The organism is Brevibacillus dissolubilis (assembly GCF_006170445.1).
Lineage (GTDB): Bacteria > Bacillota > Bacilli > Brevibacillales > Brevibacillaceae > Brevibacillus_B > Brevibacillus_B dissolubilis.
In genome coordinates this window covers 516679-540734 of the sequence record NZ_VCNA01000001.1, presented here as the reverse complement: position 1 = coordinate 540734, position 24056 = coordinate 516679, and the positions used below count along the sequence as shown (strand labels likewise).

The 24056-nt window shown below is 44.3% G+C and carries 16 protein-coding genes and 2 pseudogenes; 14 read left to right on the top strand and 4 right to left on the bottom strand.

Annotated elements, in window-relative coordinates; all coding sequences use genetic code 11:
• Window positions 1-234 precede the first annotated feature (234 nt).
• The 4 genes from FGI41_RS01545 to FGI41_RS01535 all read left to right on the top strand — a co-directional run bounded on the left by FGI41_RS01545 (window position 235) and on the right by FGI41_RS01535 (window position 12371).
• The gene (locus FGI41_RS01545) at window positions 235-5331 is read left to right on the top strand and encodes a S8 family serine peptidase (RefSeq protein WP_176560068.1); all 5097 of its coding nucleotides are present in this window, start codon (window positions 235-237) and stop codon (window positions 5329-5331) included.
• 144 nt (window positions 5332-5475) lie between these two features.
• Window positions 5476-11004, top strand: a complete 5529-nt coding sequence (locus FGI41_RS01540; RefSeq protein ID WP_176560067.1) for an RHS repeat-associated core domain-containing protein — start codon at window positions 5476-5478, stop codon at window positions 11002-11004.
• Between the two features lies 1 nt (window position 11005).
• The gene (locus FGI41_RS25795) at window positions 11006-11383 is read left to right on the top strand and encodes a PIM7 family immunity protein (RefSeq protein WP_497497523.1); all 378 of its coding nucleotides are present in this window, start codon (window positions 11006-11008) and stop codon (window positions 11381-11383) included.
• Between the two features lie 385 nt (window positions 11384-11768).
• The gene (locus FGI41_RS01535) at window positions 11769-12371 is read left to right on the top strand and encodes a hypothetical protein (RefSeq protein WP_139488128.1); all 603 of its coding nucleotides are present in this window, start codon (window positions 11769-11771) and stop codon (window positions 12369-12371) included.
• A 17-nt stretch (window positions 12372-12388) separates the two neighbouring features.
• Here the strand turns inward: FGI41_RS01535 and FGI41_RS01530 are convergent, their stop codons facing one another.
• Window positions 12389-12589, bottom strand: a complete 201-nt coding sequence (locus FGI41_RS01530; RefSeq protein ID WP_139488127.1) for a helix-turn-helix domain-containing protein — start codon at window positions 12587-12589, stop codon at window positions 12389-12391.
• Between the two features lie 188 nt (window positions 12590-12777).
• On the opposite strand from FGI41_RS01530, the pseudogene FGI41_RS01525 reads away from it, so the two are divergent.
• The 10 genes and pseudogenes from FGI41_RS01525 (at window position 12778) to FGI41_RS01475 (ending at window position 20782) form a co-directional block, all read left to right on the top strand.
• Window positions 12778-13283: pseudogene (locus FGI41_RS01525) on the top strand (recombinase family protein).
• A gap of 10 nt (window positions 13284-13293) precedes the next feature.
• Window positions 13294-13530 carry a hypothetical protein gene (locus FGI41_RS01520; RefSeq protein ID WP_139488126.1) on the top strand — a complete coding sequence of 79 codons (237 nt, stop codon included), beginning with the start codon at window positions 13294-13296 and terminating at the stop codon, window positions 13528-13530.
• A gap of 164 nt (window positions 13531-13694) precedes the next feature.
• A complete protein-coding gene (locus tag FGI41_RS01515) occupies window positions 13695-14930 on the top strand; it encodes an IS110 family RNA-guided transposase (protein WP_139488125.1) in 1236 nt (411 codons plus the stop codon).
• Window positions 14931-15033: 103 nt separating this feature from the next.
• Window positions 15034-15756: an RHS repeat-associated core domain-containing protein gene (locus tag FGI41_RS01510; RefSeq protein ID WP_139488124.1), complete on the top strand. Its 723-nt coding sequence runs from the start codon at window positions 15034-15036 to the stop codon at window positions 15754-15756.
• A gap of 1 nt (window position 15757) precedes the next feature.
• Complete coding sequence (locus tag FGI41_RS01505) at window positions 15758-16171, top strand: hypothetical protein (RefSeq protein WP_139488123.1); 414 nt, start codon at window positions 15758-15760, stop codon at window positions 16169-16171.
• Window positions 16172-16528: 357 nt separating this feature from the next.
• Entirely contained in the window at window positions 16529-17725 is a 1197-nt protein-coding gene (locus tag FGI41_RS01500; RefSeq protein ID WP_139488122.1) for an RHS repeat-associated core domain-containing protein, read from the top strand.
• Between the two features lie 323 nt (window positions 17726-18048).
• Window positions 18049-18195 (top strand): annotated as a pseudogene (locus tag FGI41_RS25665) (EndoU domain-containing protein); the annotation flags it as partial.
• A gap of 29 nt (window positions 18196-18224) precedes the next feature.
• On the top strand, window positions 18225-18566 hold the full coding sequence (locus FGI41_RS01490) for a hypothetical protein (RefSeq protein WP_139488121.1): 342 nt from the start codon (window positions 18225-18227) through the stop codon (window positions 18564-18566).
• Between the two features lie 610 nt (window positions 18567-19176).
• A complete protein-coding gene (locus FGI41_RS01480) occupies window positions 19177-19773 on the top strand; it encodes a hypothetical protein (protein WP_139488119.1) in 597 nt (198 codons plus the stop codon).
• Between the two features lie 316 nt (window positions 19774-20089).
• Window positions 20090-20782, top strand: coding sequence for a hypothetical protein (locus FGI41_RS01475; protein ID WP_139488118.1), 693 nt, complete (start codon window positions 20090-20092; stop codon window positions 20780-20782).
• A 706-nt stretch (window positions 20783-21488) separates the two neighbouring features.
• Here the strand turns inward: FGI41_RS01475 and FGI41_RS01470 are convergent.
• The 3 genes from FGI41_RS01470 to FGI41_RS01460 all read right to left on the bottom strand — a co-directional run bounded on the left by FGI41_RS01470 (window position 21489) and on the right by FGI41_RS01460 (window position 23977).
• On the bottom strand, window positions 21489-21923 hold the full coding sequence (locus FGI41_RS01470; protein ID WP_139488117.1) for a hypothetical protein: 435 nt from the start codon (window positions 21921-21923) through the stop codon (window positions 21489-21491).
• 324 nt (window positions 21924-22247) lie between these two features.
• Complete coding sequence (locus tag FGI41_RS01465) at window positions 22248-22685, bottom strand: hypothetical protein (RefSeq protein ID WP_139488116.1); 438 nt, start codon at window positions 22683-22685, stop codon at window positions 22248-22250.
• A 257-nt stretch (window positions 22686-22942) separates the two neighbouring features.
• A complete protein-coding gene (locus tag FGI41_RS01460; RefSeq protein ID WP_139488115.1) occupies window positions 22943-23977 on the bottom strand; it encodes a YkvI family membrane protein in 1035 nt (344 codons plus the stop codon).
• Window positions 23978-24056: the final 79 nt, after the last annotated feature.

Genomic DNA, 24056 nt, shown 5'->3' with positions numbered 1-24056 from the left:
AACGGAACCGCCCGTACTAGATTTGCTTTTGATTAACAAAATAGGAATTACCAAGAGGGTAACTCGAAAGTCATGAATAGTGACTGAGGGTTACCCTCTTTTTTGTTTAATTGGATCAACTATCCTTGTAATTTGGTAAATTTTTTGGTGCAAATTATGTTAAGCAATATTCATATTTATTATAATAGTCCAATAGAACTAATTGATAAGTTTTGGAAAGGGTGAATGTACATTTTGAAACGCAAGATGCTAACCGTGCTGGTGATGTTTAGCATGTTGCTGCAGTGGTTCTCTTATCCTGCAACAACGATCGCTGAGAAACCGGCAGAAGAGTCGGAGAGCAAGGTCATCATTGGATTGAAAAAAGATGTTGACCCTGATGAGTTTATGGCGAAGAAGAATTGGGGGAAAAAGAAACACAAGAAGAACAAGCATATCAAAACACTTCAGATGGAAGTAACTGATAGCGAGTTTCAACAGTTACGTTTCGACCCGGATGTTGCTTATGTCGAAGAAGATGCTGCTATGGAGATATCGGACGAGCTTGAACAACCAGCTAATCAGGTAGCAGCACAGTCAGAAGCACAATCTACCCCATGGGGAATTCGTGCGATTGGAGCAGATCTCGTTCAACCACAAAAAGAGACGGGCGAAAAGATTAAGATCGCGGTGTTCGACACGGGGATTGCTCCCCATACAGACTTGTCCGTAACGGAAGCCGTCTATTTTGGTGAAAACATCAGCACCACCAGCGATGACAACGGGCACGGAACACACGTCGCAGGTACCATCGCCGCCCTGAATAACAATAGCGGTGTGGTCGGAGTAGCCCCCAACGCGGAGCTGTATTCCGTTAAAGTATTGGATCAGAACGGCTCAGGTAGTTATTCCCAAGTCATCGAGGCGATCGATTGGGCCATTGATCAGAAGATCGATATTATCTCCATGAGTTTTGGCGGGAGTACCTACAGTCAAGCCTTACATGAAGCAGTTCAAGCTGCTGACAATCAGGGGATTCTCTTAATCGCGGCGGCAGGGAATGGGGGTCAGGGTGAGGAGACGGAGACTTATCCAGCACGTTATCCGGAAGTCCTGTCTGTTGGTGCGATCAACCAGAGCTATAAAAGGGCTTATTTCTCCAGTATGGGGGAAGAGCTGGATTTGGTGGCACCTGGCTCAACTGTCCTCAGTACCACGATGGATGGCGGCACAGGGACTAAGTCCGGAACATCAATGGCTGCGCCACACGTGACAGGTGCTGCTGCACTGATCTGGCGAGCGGACCGAAAACTCACCAATGACGCCGTGAAAAAGCGTTTGATCGAATCGGCTACACCTCTCGGGGATCAGCGGGAGTATGGTCATGGTTTGGTGAATGTGGCAAAAGCGCTGGGGATCACCGATGGGCCGATTGAACCATTGCCGGCAGAGGAGACAACGACGGAGCCGCCGATCTTGACCCCGGATCAAAACATTTCCCTGATCCACGACTATGATGTCAAAGTGACTGGTGCCATTCAAACGATGAAGTGGTATGCCGAACTTGCAGAGCTAAAAGGCATGACAGCACTTGCAGAGGAGATTCAACAACAACTCCAACAGGTACGTGAACAGCATCTTCAACTCATTGATCTTCCGGATGAGTACGAGCGTGTACCTACCAATGACAGTGAAGCTAGCACCTTACAGGTCGGAATCGATTCCTACTTTGAGACCAAAAAAGCTGAACTGAGTAAACTGCAACAAGCAACGGAGCAATTGAGAAACAAATACCATGATTCCCTTTTCCATCCTGTTGTAGAAGATAATGATACCGAAGAAACACAGGCGACTGCAGATGGGTATGAACCCAATGACACATTTAGCAGCCCCGCCATCATATCGACGTGGGGGACGACGGTTTCAGGTACAATCCCCGACGATAATGATTTTGATATTTTTCAATTGACTGCCTCTCAAAGTGGCTCCACACGCGCCACGTTGAGAGTTCCAGCAGGCGCTACCTTTACCTTTGCCGTATATGACGCCAATCGAGATCTGATCGAGGGTTTTACCAATGTAACCAGCAGCCAAGTCAAAACTATTAACTTCTATGTGACAGCAGGTTCCAAATACTACATTGGGATATCGATCTTGCAAAATCCGGGTAGTACTGACCCGTATCAGCTGACTATCAGCGGAATTTCCGATCCGATCTTGTATACAGATCTGCCAAAAGATTTACAGGCAGCAAAAGGAGAGTCAATCGTTTTCCGCTTTACCCCTTCCCAATCAGGAAAGTATAAGGTGTTTACCAGCCCTTATAAGGAATTGGGAGTCAGTAACAACACGAAGCTTGGTCTGTATGACAGCTCTACCCTTGGCACCCTGTTGGCGCAAAACGACAATGCCAACAGCACGACGGTCTTTTCGGAGATTCAATATCAAATGACCGCAAATGTCCCGTACTATATCAAAGTAAGTCCTGCCATATCCACCGATGCGTTGCACACTAGATTAACGGCTAAATATGTCGGTGCATCCACCCCAACAGCACCTAAGCTCAATGCAACCCGTGCGACGATTACCGAAGCCACAGTCAATGACGGGAGCATCACAGACGTACAGATTGTCATTCTTGAAAACAGCACCTTCGTCCAGACTGATCTCAAATCTGGGGTGCGGGTGAATAATCTTCCGGCTGGTCTAACCATCAACGTGACACGGAACAGTGACACACAATTCACCATCAGCTTTAGTGGAAAAGCTACTCAGCATACGAAAGCAAACAGTATCACCAGTGCATCGGTTACGGTAGATCCATCGCTTATCACCGGTGCCACCTCAAGCATGACCAGTAATACGTTCGGGTTCGCCTTTATAGATGCAGCTACGCTAGGACAATACCTGTACACGTACAAATATGATGACAACAACCGGCTTCTATCTGTGAATCAGATCGAGAACGGGATCGAGATCCCAAAATGGGAGTTTGTATACGACCTAAACGGAAATTTGACGGAGCGAAAGGCAGTTTCAGGTAGTACTCCGCCGCCGGATACAGAAGAACCTCCAACGACTCCACCACCAACAACCCCTCCGCCAACAAGCCCTCCTCCGACAACGGACCCCAATTATGTAGCCATCACCGCGAGCCCGTCCATGATGTCGTTGAAGCAGGGGCAGAGCCAACAGATTAACGTTACCGTATTGATGCTCGATGGAACCTCAACAAGCGCTAATGCCGTAGCGGTCTATGAAGCACAGAACAGTGCGGTAGCCACTGTCAATCAAAAATGGACGCCTTCACCGGGACTGGTCTATGCAGTCGGTAAAGGTAACACATCTGTTACCGTTGCATTAGAAGGGTTGACTTCCACCGTGAATGTGGTTGTTACGACCGCGATTAAAAACTACTCCGTTACCCCAGGCTTTAATGAGGTGCGGATCGGTGAGACCACTCCGATTAGCTTGTACGCTAACTATGAAGACGGCAGTATTGGGAAGTTATCCGGAGTTGCTTTTTCTGCTTTGAACCCAGATATCGCTACCATCGATTCTTCGGGGAATCTGACAGGTGTAAAAGAGGGGAAAGCTCAATTCACAACCACCTTCCAAGGTCAAACCATGGTATGGAATACATTGGTTGTAAAAGAACGGGCTACATCGCTCCAGATCAATCCAAATCCAATCGAAGTGAGTCCGGGAGAGCGTACAGTCAGAATCCGTGCCCAGTATCCAGACGGCACTTGGAAAGATGTAACAGAAGTAGCCACCCTGTTATCATCCAATGAACGTATTTTTGTTCCGAATCCGAACAAGCCTGGTTATCTTCAAGTGGCTAAAGTTGGAGCCGCTTCCCTAAAGGTTGGGTTCGGTGGACTGTCACAAGTAGTCCCTGTTCATGTGGCTAATATTTATCCAGAACAATACCTAGCCTCTAAGGACTTCAGTAACCTGCAAGGGAAGAACGATTGGTATTACCAAGAATGGACAGGCACAGCTTATCAGGATTTACACTATACGGACAGTGGGAACTATTGGAACGGTTCGTACCCATACACCAGTGTATTCCCGAATCGTCAGGAAACAGATGCCTATGATTCTGTGCGGAAATGGGTGGCACCAAGACAGGGAACTGTCCAGATCAGCGGCAATGTAGCCCAGCAATTTGCGGATTGTGGGGATGGCTTCCAAGTCAGAATCATGAAAAATGACACTCAAATCTGGCCGAATTCTGGCTGGCAGTATATTGCAGCAGATGACACAGTAGGTTTTTCTCATGACATTTCAGTAGAAGTGAATGCAGGAGATGCGGTCTATTTTGTCATGAACCAAGGGGCACAAAACAACTGGTGTGACCGTGCCGCGTGGGATCCATCCATCAGTTACAGCTATTCCAAAAATTCCTTCACCGCCTCAGAAGACTACAGCAACATCCAAGGACAGAACAACTGGTACTACCAAGAGTGGACCGGGACAGGGTACCAAGATTTGAGTTATGTTGCAGATGGTAACTTTTGGATGGGGTCATATCTGTACACAAGAGTGTATCAGAACCGTCAGGAGACCGATGCCTTTGATTCCGTTCGTACTTGGATGGCACCGCGCCAAGGTACAGTACGTATCACAGGTAATGTCGCCCAACAGTTTGCCGATTGCGGAGACGGCTTCCAAGTCAAAATCATGAAAAATGGTACTCAAATCTGGCCAAACACCGGCTGGCAATACATTGATTACGATGACACAACTGGACTCCCTCATGATATACAGGTACCTGTGAATGCCGGAGATACCATTCACTTTGTCATGAACCAAGGCGCACAAAATAACTGGTGCGACCGTGCGATCTGGGACCCAAAGATCAGCTACGACAATCTCAAAACCTCTTATACCGCTTCAGACGATTTTGGACCGGTACAAGGATTGAACAACTGGTACTACCAAGAGTATAAGTGGGACACGCTGTACCAAAATATGAGCTTTACCGGTTCGTACTGGAAGGGTTCCTTCCCTTACACAGATATTACCGCCCGTACGCAGCATCCAGACGAAAGTGATTCCGTCCGCAAATGGGTGGCGCCAATGACTGGACACATCCGCATCACTGGACGGGCCTTTATGGATGACCAGGTGTGCGGCGACGGGGTCTGGATCAAGGTTGTGAAGAATGCGACCAAAATCTGGCCTTACGAAGAGTGGGGCGTCCTCCGTGCAGATGATCAGGTAGGTTTGTCGCATGACATCGAGATTGACGTCGTGGCCGGGGAAGAAATCTATTTTATCGTGAATAAAGGGATGGCGGATAACTATTGTGATGGAATGAACTGGGATCCGACGATCAGTTATTAACTCAAGCCCAAAAGTAATGGGTGAGAAGACGTATAGCCAATCCGGCTGCAAATCGCTGTCGGGTTGGCTGCTTCTCGACCTGAATCACTACCCTCAATTTCTATTGAAAAGATTATGAAGTTTGTACTGCATCGGAGGTTACGAATGAAAAAATTTATCAGCGGTTTTTTAACCATGTGCCTGCTCGCCACCAGTGTATCCCCCGCGGTTGTTTCGGCTGAAGTGGCGGTACCCACCGCTCAGATGGAGATACCAGCGGAACAAGGAAACGCAAACAATGGAGAGACATCGACAACGGTTGATTGGATCAAACAAAATATTCCGGTTAACAAGACGGAGAGCAAAAAAAGAGGAGACGTATCCGATGCGGAAATTGATCAGGCGCATTGGGATCAATTTACCGCGAAGGAAGTCAAAGAAATCCGCAAAACATTCGATCGGAACACCTTAAAGCTTGCAGCGTATTTCTACTCCAATCTCAGCAATCTTTTGACAGAAGAAGAGTTGGTAGAGGTATTAAAGTGGAATGATGAACAAGTAAGTCAACGCATCGACGTACTGCCACAGGCGCAAAAAAATCACCTGCAAAAGCTTACTCCGGTTCTGTTGCAAACCCAAAAGAGATGGAAAGAAAAAAAGAATGGCAAAGATGACAAAAAAGCTGTCCAATCGGAAACGACAGCCCAAACTGTAACCACTATCAATGCCACTTCACCAGTAGGAGATCCGACCAATCTCAAATATACCGCATTGAACCAAAAGTTTTTGCATACCAAAGGGATCACTGACAATCCTGTGGATGAACTATACCGTGCGGCCAACGTAGTAGAACGTGATCTGGAATTAAAAGGATTGCATGGAATGGATCTCATCATCGAGCGCCGTTACCACTCCTTGGACAGTCAGACAATGGAGCCAGGCTGGTTTGAAACCACCAAAGGAAGCGGAATCTATGCGAACATGGTAGATGAAAGGTTGTTTCAAAATGATTTTGTGCCATTTGCAACCGGGTGGAGCTTTAATCTGCCTTCCTTTGAATACACGAATAATATTGTAGATACAGAAGAGCGTGTCCAAACCTATTCCTATACGTATGCTCCAATGGAAACTCATGAGGAGCGATACGTGATTCATCTTGAAGATGGAACCACGTTAATTCGAGAGAACGATCAATGGGTGAACTATTCCTATGATGGGATTTCGTTCGCTGTCGTTGATTACAAGCATGGACAACATTTTAAAGTGAATGTGCATGGGATCGAGTACGAGTTCAATAAAGGCTATGACAATCGTTACGATGCAGAGAGCCTGATTGTGACCAAACGCAATCCTTATGGCGAGTGGATCAGGTATACCATGCCAAAGGGAGCAGGTGACATTGAAATCACCGACAGCTTTGGTCATACAGTCATCATGAGTAAAGACAGCAATAAGGGGATTTACAGTCTAGCCGCCTATCAAGACAGACCGAGTAGACAAATCATCAAGACAGTAAGATATACCATGGAGTATGCTCCTTATTCATCGAGTTCCCCTACCTATTCCAAATTGACGGGTGTAAAAGAAGTCACTGGAACGGATACTTCTTTTAAAGAGATCGCTACTTACACCTACAATACACCTGATGAGACCGAATTTAATTTCCGGCAAAAATATACGTTGGAGAAAGATTTTGGTTTTGAATCAAGCAGTTATTTGACTGAAGATAACAATAAAGAAAAACGTGGTGCTGTAGACAATTTGTTGATCAGTACGGTAAGCTATCCCAATGTTGGGTTGACGATGAAGTATACTTACAACCCCTACAACTCTTACGCCCCCAAAGACTCCGACGACCCCAACGACCCCGATACAAAAGATGCGTATAACCCGTCTGACCGTGGGTTGGTTCGACTTTACCAAGACAGCAAGGCACTCACTTATACCAGCTACCGTCCTGTTACCAAGGTAGATTTTCTCTACAAGCCATATGGCTCTTCAACCGAGACAGTTTTTTCTAAGGAATACAAGCTGAGTGATCTGTCGGGTCGAAAGTTCTGGGAAGTATGGAAACGACCGAAAGACACGATTGAACGGTTAAAAACTCAACCAGACCGTTATGGTGACGAGATTTTTTCCTACGAAGTATTGCCTACCGATGCCTCTGAAGCTCCTCTACAAGAGAATTTGATCATAGAGAAAAAGTTCCAGGTCAACGAAGAAGGCAACACTCTGCTCCGTTCTGTCCGTACCAAAGCGGTTAAAGATTTCACCATGAGTACCACAGACAGCGTTAAAACCTATAGCTACAATCCGGTTTCCTATGTGACCTACGCTTACGAAGCTGGTAAAACCAAGCCCAAGTATCAATTCGAATTTGCTGAATTGCAGGGAGAAGGCCAAGCGAGTATTTTGAAGTACTTGAAAGATCCTACAGTGGTTGGGTATTCAACTTATTCACCTTCAATCAACTCCTATGCCAATGTCACCACCAACACCTACAACAACTATGGTGACCCCATCAAAACGATTGATCCGAAAGGGAATACTACCACGTGGACGTATCGATATTGGACAACAGGGGGACTGTATTCCAGCTCCTTCCGTCAGTTGGCGAGTGTCACCCAATCCAATCCAAATGGGACATACGTTTCACAAGAATCGTACGTCTATGATGACACCACCAAAAATCTAACATCTGAAACCATCTCCCACACCTATCCAGGTCGCGGAACCAAAGACGAAATCACCCGTACCTATACCTATGATGCCGGTAAAAAAATGCCATCCCGTGTCGTGCAAACCATTGACAACGGGGATGGAAAAAGTGCGAAAACCTTAACCAGAGCTCTGCAATTCAATACTTCTGAAACCAATCTTCTGCGTGACAGCCTAACCACCGAGGTTGCACCGGGTCAATCCAAAACTCTGGAAGTCAATATGACCTACGACAGTTCGGACCGCATCTTATCGCAGACCTTTGCAGATGGCAGCACCGCAACCTACGAGTATAACGATTCGTTAGGCCGGGTTACTAAAGAAACCTTTTCCAATTTGGGACAATCCCGTACCATTCAGTACACCTACGACGATACGTCCCGTAAGATCACGAAAAAACTGCCGGATTCTACATCGGTCGATACGTACTACACACCTTTTGGCGATATTGAGTATCAGCAACAGATTTCGGCAAGCGGTTCAGTACGTCCGCTGGTCCGCAACACATACACAATAGATGGCACGCATTTGAATGTAAGCATGCCGTATAATGACTCAAGCCGTAGCACCTCGTATCAATATGATAAGGATGGTTCTCTCGTCGGAACCACAGACCCAGTGGGGCGCACGACTTATCAGAAAACAGCTAACGTCATGGGAACAACAGGCACTTACCTTCCAACTGGATCGGTTACCACTTATGCTCCGAATGGATTGGAGAAGCAGTCCTTCGTAGACCGCTATGGACTCGTCGAGAAAGAAATACTCAAGTCGGGCAGCCAGACTAAAACCACTACATTTGCATATGACCCATTCGGCCAGCCTACAAGTAAACAGATATCGGTCCCTGCCAATGATACGAGAAACTGGACATACCGCTACGACCTGCGAGGTGCCCTTATCTACCTCCAAGACCCGGCAGCGAATACGTACTCGTATACGTATGACCCACTTGGCAACCTGATTTCTGTCACCGAAAATGGTACCAAGACGACTGAATATACCTACAACGCCTTGGGCTGGAAGCTTCAAGAACTAACGCCTGCTAACAGTAACAGTAAGAAGGAGACTTATCATTACACCGTTAACGGGGATGTCGATTATTATTTTGACAAAGCAGGAAATAAAAACGACTACGACTACACTCCGTTCTATGAAGTAAGCTCGTTGCGCACGTACAACTCATCAGGAATCCAGCAGTATGCAGAGACAAGCCAATTCAACAGCTCCAATGGCAATCTGCTCCGTTCTACCAACGAGACGGACAGTATCTCGGTCAGCTACGGATACGACAGCTTCAACCGGATGAACCGTGTGACATCATTTGGCCGCAACTATTATCTGAATTTCACCGATGCAGATGATCAGATGGACAGCATTCAATACCATGACGGTGGACCAGTCATTTCCTACAAATATGATACGACAGGACGTCTTTCGCAGATCAACAGCACATTGACCGGACTGATCTCGTACGGCTATACTACCTCTAGCACAGGTGAGACGGTATCCGTCACCTACCCGAATAACACCAAGGTCGAGCAAAAATTTAACCCATTCGGAGAAATTACAGAGACAGCCCACAGTGCCAACAGTACCGTAGATTGGCGTGAGACCAACACCTACGACGGTTTTGGCAACATCACGGCCGTGAATTCAACGACCAAGAGCTATACACTCGCCTATGACAAAATCGACCGTGTCATAACCGAAAACGTCCCCAACGCAAAAAAAGACTACACCTATGACAGCCGGGGGAACCGCAAATCAAATACAGCGAGCAGCCCGCTGGATCTCGGAGCAGCCGCTTATTCCTACGATGCGAAAAACCGTTTGAAAACCTTCGGGAACAGCACCGTAAAAGCATCCTACACCTATTATCCAGGTGAGCTGCGTGCTACCAAAACGGTAAACGGTCAAACGACCAAGTACGTCTATGTAAACGGTAATGTGGTAGAAGAGTTGGATGCCAATAATCAGGTGAAGGCCCAAAACGTCTGGGGGAATCAACTGGTTTATCGAAAAGTGTTGGCTCCGACGGTGAACAGCGGGTACTATTATCCGAACAGCCACGGGGATATTGTGAAGATCAAGGGTGCGGGCGGTAATACGCTGAATACCTATGACTATGATATTTGGGGGAATATTGTCAGTCAGCAGGAGACAATGTCCAATCCGTTTACGTACAGTGGAGAGATGTATGATGCGGAGACGAAGATGTATTACCTGCGGGCGAGGTATTATGATCCGAGTGTGGGACGGTTTATTACGGAGGATACGTATAAGGGGCAGGTGGATAATCCGCTTAGTTTGAATCGGTATACGTATACGAATAATAATCCGTTGAGGTTTGTCGATCCGAGTGGACATTGGAGTACTGAAAAAACGGCTAACTGGACAATCAATGAGATGAAGTGGCAGTATGCCAAGGCAACAACCAAGGAACAAAAAACGTACTGGGCTAATCAAGCGGAAGCACTTCGGAATCAGATGAGAAAGGCAGGTATTGCTGAGGCTGACATTATGAAAAGCACAGATGCCATGATCCCTGAAGAGACAGTTAATGCCCTTGCTAGAGTATATACCATGAAAAGGATTGAGAACGATCCGTATGGTTTAAGAATATATACGGAAGCGTATAACTTTTGGGTTCCAGATCTTGATCCATTATCTGCATCAGTAGGGATGATCAGAGGAGGTAAATTTGCTGGAGCAATAGACACTTTAAAAATTCCGAGTATGTCAAAATCAGAAATACTTGAGCATTTGCCTAGTGGATGGAAGTATACTGATAATAACGGATTTGTCCATGTTAGAGATGGAAATGGACTTATTAGAATGAGGATTGACCCTCCTGACAAGGTTACAAAGTATGATCATGTTCATATCTATGATGAAAATGGAAATCCGCTTGATATTAATTTGAATATTGTAGATCGTAAGAGTGCAGATGCGCATATTCCATACATGAAATGAGTTGAATGGATTGGACTATCAAAAAATACAGGATGAAATTGATAAACATAATTACTGGGATGCAAGGGTGCTAGATGTTACATGTAACTATTTCTCGGATGAGGTTTCAATATTGTATGAAAATAAAGGAGGGAATGTAAGGTATAATTTTTATGGTTGCTATAAAACAAGTTTTGATCATTCTCTAGAATATATTAAAGAGAAACCATCTAATAATTTGACTTTGGCACAAATACCATATTTTCTACAAGATGTTACAGTGGGGGTGATATCCAACGCTAATCTAAATCTGTACACATGTAAATTAGAACTACCACCAATGAGGATAGAAATTTGGTGCAGTAATATCGTAGTCAAAGTGGAAGCAGAAGGTTATTAAGTTAATAAATTATTGATTGTATAGTCATAAAATGACATGTTTACAGAGGGAACGGTAAATAAAACCGTCTCCCTCTTTTTTTTATTGCCGTGTCACAAACTAAACAATCCCTACGACATTAAGTGATGTATCTCATTGACAGTTCCTTTGTTGGCTAGTGTATCCTTCCTCCTTTTTAGTGGTGGCGTTTATGAGTTCACCTTCGGCTCACTCATAAATACATTCGTAAATTCACTCGACTTTCGCACACATTTACCGAAGGGAAGTGCTGGAAACCATGAATAAGTCTCAGATTCGCAAGAATCAACCTTCTGACTTGGAATTAATGCACCAAAGAACCGAGAAACGTTTAGAGCGTATGAGCAAATCTCGGAGACAAAAAATCGTGCGCCTCGAAAACGCTTGGAGAGAGTTCGCTCTCACGAGAGACATGGATGACTTGTTAAGGCACGAGATCATTACCCAAACAATCCGTAGTAGAGCAGAAGATTACGGCAGAAGGTGGGCAGGACGGGGGCTTTCCAGCCATGATTTCGAGACAGTGTTCTGGAAGGAAGTGTGGACAGTTTGTGAGAACTACACGTGGTACGGCGAGTTTACCCTGTATGAAACGATTGATCTAGCCATTCACCGCAGAGCAATCGACGTGATTAGAAAGGCGACATCCAAGAAGGATCGCTTCCAGAGAGAAATAATTTCCTTAGACGAGAGTATCGTGCCGAGCAACGTAGATGTAGAAAAACAGGTATGGGTAAAATTGCTGTTAGAAGACGACATATTTTCTCAGCAGGAAAGAGACCTGCTGTATCGGCTATATACCGAACCCGCAATGTCTCTTAAAGATTTAGCGAAGGATATGGGCGTGCGACATCACGAGACAATCCGAAGATTACGTGCATCCATTCGAGAAAAAATAACAAGGCTAGACGAAGAACCGCCTAGCCACAGGGAGAGCGTTGGAAAGACGCAGAGAAATCGAGCCTCTTGATCGAATAGTCACCAGCGTTATTCTACTTCTAAAAGCTGTTCAATACGAATATCTAGCCTCTTACAGATAACGTCCAAAGTCTCTAGATAGACTCGGTCAACCTTGTCTGAGCAAAGATGATTAATGGTACTTGCCCGCAGCCCTGTTAATCGTGCCAATTCACGCTGAGACATGCCACGTTCGGCAAGAATCTCTTTCAGCCTGACATGGACAGGCATGGTCTCTCCCCCAATCAATCTAAAAATAACGCTTAAGCGTATTAAGAATTATAACCTACTTCCATGAGATGAATCACTAGGAAGAAGGAATTTTATTGTGCGTTACGTTTAAGCGTAATATAATGAGAATATAACGTTACTCTTAACCGTAACATCAATTCTAATTCCTGTAACGACTAGGGGGAAACATCATGGAAAAAGTCGTGGGATACGTCCGAGTGTCCACGAAGGGACAGGTCAAAGACGGTTACAGCTTAGCCTACCAAGTAGAAGAAATAGAACGTTACTGCGCCACTCACAACCTTGAACTCGTCAACATTTACAAAGACGAAGGAATAAGCGGTGCAAAAGTAGACGAAGAAGGTCTAACCGTCGAACGTGAAGCTTTGCAAGAAATGCTTGCAGACCTCCAATGGCTCGGCGTAAAGAAAGTCATCGTCCTTAACACCTCACGCCTTTGGAGAGCCGATATGGTAAAAGTCCTGATTCAACGGGAACTAAAGCGCCACAGCACCCCACTTGGTCGTTATCCCAACTGGCCGCACAACTAAACGCCGAAGGCTATAAGACTTCACAAGGCAAGACCTTCACCAAAGTACAGGTAAAACGAATCCTAGACCGTAAGAACTTCTATCAAGGCACATACCGCTACGGTCAGATCGAATCTATCGGTCTTCATCAAGCAATTATGTAAGGGGAACATCATGGACGCAAAACTAGCCCACTATGAACGAGAAGAAAAGAACGTATTTCAAAGAATCCAGACATGCAACATCTGCACAGACCTAATCAATGCCTATGTCAAACAGAACTACCACGAAATGAACGTGGTCATGCTCGAAGACATCCTGACAGCCATTTTCAAAGTGGAAATGGAACAGCGGGAAGAACTGATTCACATTCGTCTGGCTAAAGCAACTCACTCACAAAGAACTCTCTAAGATAACGACAAAGTAAGGAACACACAGCGAAGAAAACGGACTGGCTTGCGTATCGCTGCGGGGCTTCTGCCTAACGCTTGAACGGAGGTTGCCGACGTTTTTTTCACTCATTCCTTGCAGATCGTCAACATAGAGCCATAATCAAAAGACAGGGGGGACTTCCTTTGCATCAAAAGCAGAAGCACATCTACATTGGTGTAGACCTACACAAACGAACCCATACAGCCGTAATCGTCAATTGCTGGCACGAAAAGCTTGGAGAAATCCAGTTCGACAACAGCCCCAGCGCCTTCCGCAACCTCATAAAAGAGGTCAAGAAGTACCAGACAAAGGGACTCACCCCTGTCTTTGGATTAGAAGACGTCGGCGGTTACGGTCGCTCTCTCGCCATCTTCCTGTTGGAAGAGGGGCATATCGTCAAAGAGGTAAACACGGCTCTTTCCTATGCCGAACGCCGAAGCTATCCGACAACTCAAAAGAGCGATAGCTGGGACGCTGAATGTCTCGCCCGTATTCTCGTCAACAAACTAGACACGTTGCCAGACGCTAACCCACACGACCTGTATTGGGCAATCGGGCAACTAGTAACCAGACGCACAGGACTGGTCAAGGCTCTCACCGCTCTTAAAAACCAGCTTCACGCTCAGCTTAGTTACCACTATCCAAGCTACGACAAGTTCTTTTCCGTAATCGACGGCAAAACCGCTTTAGCTTTCTGGGACTGCTACCCCGCCCCGCACCACCTACAGGGGGTGACGGTAGAGCAACTTGCCCAATTCTTGCGTAACGAGAGTAATAACGCTCTTTCCACGAAGAAAGCGGAGCAGATTCTATCTCTAGTCGAGGCCGACGGCGACACCAAGCGAGAGTTTCAAGAATCGAGAGACTTCCTAATCCGCAGCCACGTCAGGGACATACGCTTTAAACAGCAGGAAATCGCCCATATCGAAGCGGAGTTAACCGAACTAATGAAACTGTTAGACGTTCAACTGCACACGCTCACAGGCGTTGATATCGTCATGGCATCCGCTCTCGTAGCCGAGATAGGCGACATCAACCGTTTCCCTTCCCCCGACAAACTAGCCCGTTTCGCCGGAGTTGCCCCAGTCCATTTCAGCTCAGGCGGTAAGGGGCGTGACAAGAAAAGCAAGCAGGGAAACCGTGTCCTACACGGCTTGCTCTACTCTCTAGCCGTCCAACAAATCCAAGTAGCGAGAGGAAGCCAGAAGCCACGTAACCCACTTTTCCACGAGTATTATCACCGCAAGATAGCGGAAGGCAAGACGAAGGGACAAGCCTTGGTCTGCGTCATGCGTAGGCTCGTCAACATCGTCTACGGCATGATGAAGAACAAGACCCCGTACACTGTCCCACCTCTCCCAGAAACAAAAGCAGGATGATAAAATAGGCGGTAACTACTTGAGCGGTTGCCGCCTTCCCTCTTTACGAGCCAGCTTTACAACTTAGGATACGTATAAGGAGCAGGTAGATAATCCGCTTAGTTTGAATCGGTATACGTATACGCATAATAATCCGATAAGGTATATTGATCCGAATGGACATTGGATACAAGGTATAGATAATCAGTTATCTGCTACTGATCAAGCAAAGATAATTCAATTAACCGGAGACTGGTATAAAGCATCTGGGAACAAGAAACTTCAAGCAAATATCCAACAGGCTGCTCAACGTATCCGACGGGAACATTTTATTGAGGTAGCAAAACAGATTAGAGAAAAATTACATGATGATATTGCTCAGAGAATTAGTGACACTATACCAAATGTTAGAAGTATGTTAAAGAAGGCAAGTCGTAATTACCTTAAAAAAGTAGTTGGATATTTTGATGACAGTGATGTAACCTTTGTATTTAGACGGACTGATAATTTTGATGCCCAAAGTTATACACCGGCAGACAAAGGTAAGATGATTGGTCCTGTTGGAAAAGAGAAACCTAAAACTGGTACCGATTTTCAATTATCCATGTCAACAAACCTTATGTATCCAGCATGGGTTACATCTCTAGAAGCAATTAATTCTACAGGATTGTTCCAAGCCAAGATAGACGGGGATGGGACTTATGTTTCGGTAACCCCGACTTTGTCAGCTACACAGGCTTTTGGTACAATGAAGGATTGGAGGGCTACGTGGGATACAGCCAATGATAGTCCACATTTTTACACAACAATACTGATGGCAATTTCAGTTCCTGCTGGGAGTGAATAATATGTGTTCTTATTTGAATGGTGAGATTATTCCAGGTGAGCGTGTCGGGGTTTTTCGTTTAGGAATGACAGCGGACAGTCTGCGAGCCATTATTAATTTTCCATATGAAGTAGTTGATGCAGGTGAAGTAATTATTTATGAAACCGAAAGTATTAAATTCTTTATTCCGAAGAAGACGAATTTACTAGAGTCAATTTCGGTAAGTGAAAAATATCAAGGGGATTTCTTAAATTGTATAAGAATTGGATGCACTTTCGTGGAAGTTAAAAATATGCTGGGAGATAAATGGGAATTTAATGAAATTTACGGTTCATATACCCTAGATGGAATCCATTTTTTCTTTGATTTTTCTTTAGATTTGAATGAAAAGTATCTATATCAAATTTCAATTGAAAGAATGGATGATTGCAACTGAAACTATTCAAGTTTTATGTATTGTAGTCAAATCAAAGGAGGATTTTTATTCTCTTATTTTATCCAAAATGAATAAACTAAATCAGTCAATAAATGTTGTATGTGAGTTTTAAAACTTACGTGACCAAAAAGTAAAACAAGCTCTTTACATGTAACTAATAAACCTCAAGGATTTGAGTCCTTCGAGGTTTTTTTACTGCTTATTTATAAGCCAACAACAACGGAAACCTGTTCAGCAAGGTGAACCAAACTGATAATGTCACCATCAACTATGGTTACAACAGCTACAATCGGTGTGAACCGCGTAACCAGATTAGGACGCATCTAATATCTGAACTTTACCGATGTTGATGATCAGATGGACAGCATTCAATACCATGACGCTGGACCAGTCATTTCCTACAAATATGATGCGACAGGACGTCTTTCTCAGATCAACAGCACATTGACCGGACTGATCTCGTACGGCTATACTACCTCTAGCACCGGTGAGACGGTATCCGTCACCTACCCGAATAACACCAAGGTCGAGCAAAAATTCAACCCATTCGGTGAAATCACAGAGACAGCCCACAGTGCCAACAGTACCGTAGATTGGCGTGAGACCAACACCTACGACGGTTTTGGCAACATCACGGCCGTGAATTCAACGACCAAGAGCTATACACTCGCCTATGACAAAATCGACCGTGTCATAACCGAAAACGTCCCCAACGCAAAAAAAGACTACACCTATGACAGCCGGGGGAACCGCAAATCAAATACAGCGAGCAGCCCGCTGGATCTCGGAGCAGCCGCTTATTCCTACGATGCGAAAAACCGTTTGAAAACCTTCGGGAACAGCACCGTAAAAGCATCCTACACCTATTATCCAGGTGAGCTGCGTGCTACCAAAACGGTAAACGGTCAAACGACCAAGTACGTCTATGTAAACGGTAATGTGGTAGAAGAGTTGGATGCCAATAATCAGGTGAAGGCCCAAAACGTCTGGGGGAATCAACTGGTTTATCGAAAAGTGTTGGCTCCGACGGTGAACAGCGGGTACTATTATCCGAACAGCCACGGGGATATTGTGAAGATCAAGGGTGCGGGCGGTAATACGCTGAATACCTATGACTATGATATTTGGGGGAATATTGTCAGTCAGCAGGAGACAATGTCCAATCCGTTTACGTACAGTGGAGAGATGTATGATGCGGAGACGAAGATGTATTACCTGCGGGCGAGGTATTATGATCCGAGTGTGGGACGGTTTATTACGGAGGATACGTATAAGGGGCAGGTGGATAATCCGCTTAGTTTGAATCGGTATGCGTATGTAGTGAATAATCCGTTGAAGTATGTTGATCCGAGCGGTCATGTATATGTCATCGGGGGTACGACTGAGAAAATAACCATGTCAGACTGGTGGGGATTTTCTCAAGAAACCAGAGATATGAATGTGGAACGTTACTACAAGTATGGTTCTGGATCAGTACCACATGAAGTTGAAATGATGATTAGAGGTGGTTTTACTGATCCCACCGATATGATTCCTGAGTGCTGGAGTGGTTAATAAAGCGGTTAAAGCTACTAAAACTGTAAAAAGTATGGGGACAGCTGTTAAAGCAACTAAAGTTCAAAAAGCTGCTACAGGTCCTCAATGCGTCAGTAGCCAATTCTTAATTTAACGCGCTTAAACATATTTTGGAAGGGGCAGGTGGAACTGGATTTCATTGGTTGCTTGGTTCCACTGGTGTAGCTAAAATAAAGGCTGGAACAAAATCAGCAGTCAATCAGCACGGTGTCTACTGAGCACAAGTAGAATTCAATGGCGAACTAAAATCAAATAATGGAGGATACTCTACATTCTTTCCTGACAATTAGTCTAAAGATCAAGTAATAGACACGATTAACTATGCCTATTCTCATAAAGTTCATGTAACAGGGAATACGTACAGGGGTCTTTCCCGATCAGGTATGTCAATTGAAATGTACTTAGATTCGTCAAACAAGATAATTTCTGCATTTCCTAGGTATTCTTAAGTTATTCTAATCGGTTAGGAGGAATTAGTATGGGCTTACCATATCATATTAGAGTTAAAGAGTTGGAAAACGGTATTAGAACCTTAGTAATTGATTTGCCAAAGAATATGGATGCGTTATCGGACTTTTTAATCTCTGATATCCCTTGGGAATATGATGGAGAAAGAATCGTTACTGTAATTGATCGAGTGCTAAGTAATCCTTCTGTATATGAAGAGGAGATAGGAAATGCTTGCAGAATCGAAATAAAATCAGATAAAACAAGGATCGTTAACCATCTGTATGAAAATCTTGAAGACAATAAAGCGTTTAATTGGAACTATGAAATTGATACCGTGGAACTTAGGAAATTCAGAGAAACAAACAGATGATTCATTGCATATGTATTGCTGAAGGGGAGACCTTGATTTATACTAGTTCCTTCTTTGTTGAACACAAATGTTCCTAAAATGATAAACCATCGAAAGAATACTTTGATCTCTGAACCTTTAAATAAACAGCAAGACTATGAACCATCAAAATTGTTGTATTGTAATATGACATTTTCATTGTGAAGAGGGAATGGTAAACAAAAACGTCTCCCTCTTTTTAATTGCCGTGTCACAAGACTCCCACTACGATAAAAACTTCGCAAGAATTTGTAAAGAATTATGCAAACAACGAAATTACTATGGTTGGACACTCGAAAGTAGGAGCAGAAGCAGCAGCAAATGCGGTGGCATCGAATAAAAACAGCATCATATTCAATCCTGCAACCGTCAATCTGGAGGCATATGGGCTAAGTGCTTCCAATTATAGCACCAGCATGACTGCATTTATCGTGAAAGGTGATATTCTAACTGATTTGGAAAGGGGTTTCAGTAAACCTATCGATAAAGCGGTATATTTGCCTCAACAGTATGGAGGACATTGGCAGGACCTTTGGATAACAGACATGCAAGATCGGATAGTCGAAAGTGCGCTAAAGGAGGCAGGGTATAATTGAGGACCAACACTTTTTCAGTACCAATTATGGTGTTGATAGCTGTTGTTGCAGGAATCGTATATGTTACGGTTGGGCCGTGGGTGATGATATTTTTGGGGATTTCCTCATTGCCAAACCCACCAAAACCCGAAATCACATCTGGTGAGTTTCCGTTCCGCTTAGTTTATATGATTAATGGAGAAACGAAAGTAATTGAAGACACTTTGATTTGTGAGTATGACGGAATCGGAATGAATGAAGGGAATGGGAAATTCCGCAAATGGAAGGGGCGCCTGACTAGCGGAAATCAAAAAATAATTTTACTGAATACCGATGGTTCTTCAGGGATCGCATTTGCTAACCAAAAAACATTAAGTCAAGTCATATATTTTGACCTAGGACCGGCTTGGTACTATATGGGCGATGAGGAGCGGAGTAAAGGATATCAGCATAGTTTTCCAAATGCTTCGTTTTCAGAACAATACCAGGATGGGACCAGTGTGGATGGTGGTATGATACAAGCGGATGAATTGCGTGAACAATACAACATCAAATTGATAAGCTGTGATTATCCCCAACCAATAAAGAATAATTTTTCTGTAATCAAAAAGTAGAGGAGATGAACGACTAATCATAGTGTTGTGGTTCCTTTTTAGTTGGTATATGTTTACCACCGCTGATAATCTAGCAGTTGAGATAACGAAGCAATTAAATTTTTGTATACAAGCCTAATTTATTGAAACCCCAAACGAGTAATCTAGCTCGGATGTACACCCCTTATGGAAGCGACGAAAGTCGGCTGAACAAAATGTGGCTACTAATTTTGAATCCAGACGGGTGGAGGAAATATACCTGATTCAAACGGAAACCGGATTTGGGTAGATATAAAAATTGATTAATTGTTAGTTGGACTATAGAGGTGATAATAACATGGAAAAAATAATCGGTGAGCTGTTAATAAAACTAGAACATGTAATGCTCAATCTATCGGAAATTGAACAACTATCAAGATGGGCCGATGAGAAATATCATTTATTCTGTAAACAAGGTTATGATCAATACCTGAGAAATAGATTAATCGTCGATATTTTAGTAAGACTAAGAGACCTGAACGATCCTTTACTGGAAGAATGGGAGTGGGGGTATAAGGAAAGTCATTCTTCCCTGTATCAAATGGAACTTGAAGATATTTATGAATTCATGATTGGTAAGAAGAAATACATAGAGGTCATAACCATCCAGGAAAACTTGCTTGAAAAATTATGTAAAGATTTTTTAGTAATTTACCCATCTACTACAGAGCTATTGGCTGATAGGTATTTGTCATCTGAAGCTGTTGAGGATTTAAAAAAAATCAAATATTTATTGAAGGTAAATACGAGAATTGAGTATATCTTAAATGAAATCGTAGTTGCAATGTTACACATCAATGAGTCATTGAAACATACAAAAGATATTCTGACTTCCATCGGAAATTTTGGGAAAAGCAACAAAATCACTATTCAACAAGAGAAAAAAATATTACAAAATTTATTAGATATTATTGAGGGGAGAAGAGCGTACCGCTTAAGCGTATGTATTGAAAAGCAAGAATTATGTTATACAAATATAATGCCTTTATAATTTTGGATACTTTTGGGGATTTGATGAGGCGATTACGAAATAATTGGCCATTGTTGCTATTGGTAACAATAGAAACCTGCTCACCCACTCAATACAAGATGGATCATGTAACGGTTCGCTACAGTTATTAGCAGCTACAACTGAATCAACCGAGTGGCTACTTTTGGGCGCAAGTAGGATCCGTAACATAGAATGTTAATTAGGGATCCAAGAATAAATTTGATTACGTAGAAAAAATGATAGGACGACAGTGGGCTTTTGAGAAATCTACGGTTCTTATACGTTAGATGGAATCCATTTTTTTTTAAATTTCTCGTTAGAACCAGGTGATAAATATTTATATCAAATTTCTATTCAAAAAAATGTTTGACTTAGAACTATGAAAGTAAAATTAGCAATTTACTGAATGAGAAGTCTTGCAAAAGATATGAAACGTTCCCCAAGTCTGGAATCGGCGAGATTACGGAGGCGATGAAGTACAAAGTAAAAAAACATCAAGTAAACCACTGCAAAAAAGAAAGCCCGATTTCGTCGTGAACGCATAGATGAAGTCAGGCTTTTGTTATAGTTAAACTCAAAAAATCCATGGGGTTAAAACCCGGAGGAAAAAACTTCAGCGTGCCTTAACATCTGGTATATTTCATGAGAAAGTTTGTCAATCAAAAACTCTTCGTGTATTACCCCTTGCGTGTTACAACACCCAGCCCTATTCGCAAGAGCCGACTTCACCACAAACCGCCTTCCTATCCACACCCCCGACATACACCATCATCCAAAACACCATCCAACCAAAAACCGCCCCATACCCGACATTCCGCAGCTCCCAGTCCCACCCATACGGAACCACATACAGAAACAGTCCCACCCCAATAATCTGATAAGCGGCGATCAGAATATATCTCCACACAACATACCTACCCATCTCCAACCGCTGATACAGAATCCCCCCGAGTATCCCGCTCCACACCACGAAAAAAGCAGGGGAGAAGAACAACGCTAGGAAAAACTGCCGCAGTCCCGCATCCTCCATCCAGAACTGATCCACGTCAGCAGGCAACGGCCAGAACATGCATAAACAAAAAAGGGAGACCGCAAACATCCCTACCAAACCAATCCGCAATTGTGTCACAAACGGCTCCATCCCATCATCCACCCTTCCGCCAGATGCCTGCAACAGCAGGCAAAAAAAGATAACATTACACTATGCAGCGGAAGCGGTTTAGGCGCATAAAAAAACAGCCGTGTTGCCGAACGGATTGCCCGCTGGAACTTGGCTGGTGGGATGATGTTATTCTGAGTCTCATCAATGTTTTCATGAATATGACGATGCCAGTCTGAGTCTAAATCATGCTGTCTTGAGTTTGACCATGCCAGTCTGTTTCTAATCCATGCTCTCTTGAATCTGACGATCTCAGTTATCTGATCCAATCTGTCTTAATGATACCCCTGCAAAAACGCCCCACCTTCATCCCTCCTGCACTGCTTCCGTATCCCGAACCTCACTTCTCCCCAATGCAAAAAAAGCCAGCGTCAAAAAATAATGAAACATGCCAAAAAAAGACCCAATCATCGCCACCTTCAGTGACTTGTCAAACGAGTACGGAAGAATCTGAAACAGCAGAAGATTGCCCAACACGAAGAAAAGAACCATGACAGGAATCGTTATGTATGCCCAGGACGCCTTCAATCGGTACAGCACATCATGTAAGATGTTGCCCAGCACACCATACCAGACGGTGTAATAAAAAGGTGCAAAGGCAAACATCGCGGCTACATCGTTATTCATTAGATCTGTATGAGGTAAAAGCGGCTGCGGCCATGCGGTCATCATGCGCCATACGGAAAACGACACAGAGATGAGCAACCACAGGATTATCCAGATAGAAGGAGCACTTTTTAGCATAAATCCAATCATCCTTTGTTCTTAATATGAGGTTTCATAAGTCGTATATGAAGATAAGAAAGATCATTTCTATAAGCAGGTGAGAAAAAGGTAGGTAAAGACCAGAAGAAGGCCAGCCACTTCCGCGCAATGTTCCTGGCAGAGATCATGGCTGGCTTTTTTCAGATCAGGAACAACCATTGGACAAAACAATCACCAACGACATTCAATCAGAGTGAACGGCCTTCCTGTGAACAGTTGGTCAGAGTACAGTCTACCTACCGATACAACCTCCTCGGCTGCATCGTCACCCTGAGGAAGATCGCCAACCCCAGATATCCAAACAGCGGATACAGCACCATCAACAAATTCGTGTATCCCACCAGACAAAAGCTCACACTGACGGTGAACAACAGCAGATGGATCCATTTTTCATCCAGTCCAAACACCTCGTGGAGCTGCTGGGTGATCCCGAACACATTGGAGATCAGCGTGGTGAAAATCTCCAGATAAAGCACCAACACAAAAAACAATTGAAGCCACGGTCCCCATTGATTGATGATGGTGACCATCGGGACCTCTGCCATCCGCACCTCGTTCCAGTTAGAGAGCATGGACGAGTGAGCGATGATCAACATAAACCCAAGCCCAAGGCCACCGAGCAGTGCGGAGCGTCGGATGATCCGTACATCCTTCATATAGGGGCCAAGGGGGATCAGCACCGCCTGGGCCATCGCCAGATTAAACGAAACATACAGAACCGCGCGCCAGATGAATTCATAGGAAGTGGGGGGCTGCACAGGCAATGGACTTTTTTGCTCGATCGTGAAAAAAATCAAGACAGAAAAGAGCAGCATCATCGGCACGACGATCGAGTTGACCACCAACAGACGGTCCAGACCCTTGTACAGAACAACCAAGGATAACAGGATGGTCAATAGAATCCCCGCCAGATAGGGCAGTCCGAACTGCTCCTGCAGCACAGAGCCGGAACCGGCCAGCATCACCGTCGTTACACCTAACAGAGTGAAAAAGACGATCAGATTGATGGCCCTGCCGATATAGGGGCCGAACAGCCGGTTATTAAACGATTCGTATGATTTCGTCCCAAGCCGGTGTGAGATGACCATCATCTGATAGCCCAGATAGATGAATAAGAGGGTGGCCAGACCGATTCCGACCGTGCCCCACGCACCGTACGCGGTGAAAAAGGTCAAGATCTCCTGACCGCTGGCAAAACCGGCTCCGACCACCGTTCCTATGTACGTTGCGGCAATGGGAATGCTTTTTCCCCAAAGATTGAGATCTTTCACGCGTTCACCTCCTTGCCAAGTTTCTATGCCAGTACCAGTTTATGTACGAGAATAGGAACTAAGAAGGAAAGCTTGGCTG

Bases quoted from the DNA above. Each gene is read 5' to 3' on its own strand.
- FGI41_RS01540 (WP_176560067.1), top strand. From the start codon at position 5,476: ATGAAAAAATTTATCAGCGGTTTTTTAACCATGTGCCTGCTCGCCACC.
- FGI41_RS01530 (WP_139488127.1), bottom strand. From the start codon at position 12,589: ATGCCTGTCCATGTCAGGCTGAAAGAGATTCTTGCCGAACGTGGCATG.
- FGI41_RS01520 (WP_139488126.1), top strand. From the start codon at position 13,294: ATGGACGCAAAACTAGCCCACTATGAACGAGAAGAAAAGAACGTATTT.
- FGI41_RS01505 (WP_139488123.1), top strand. From the start codon at position 15,758: ATGTGTTCTTATTTGAATGGTGAGATTATTCCAGGTGAGCGTGTCGGG.
- FGI41_RS01500 (WP_139488122.1), top strand. From the start codon at position 16,529: ATGGACAGCATTCAATACCATGACGCTGGACCAGTCATTTCCTACAAA.
- FGI41_RS01490 (WP_139488121.1), top strand. From the start codon at position 18,225: ATGGGCTTACCATATCATATTAGAGTTAAAGAGTTGGAAAACGGTATT.
- FGI41_RS01475 (WP_139488118.1), top strand. From the start codon at position 20,090: ATGGAAAAAATAATCGGTGAGCTGTTAATAAAACTAGAACATGTAATG.
- FGI41_RS01470 (WP_139488117.1), bottom strand. From the start codon at position 21,923: ATGGAGCCGTTTGTGACACAATTGCGGATTGGTTTGGTAGGGATGTTT.
- FGI41_RS01465 (WP_139488116.1), bottom strand. From the start codon at position 22,685: ATGCTAAAAAGTGCTCCTTCTATCTGGATAATCCTGTGGTTGCTCATC.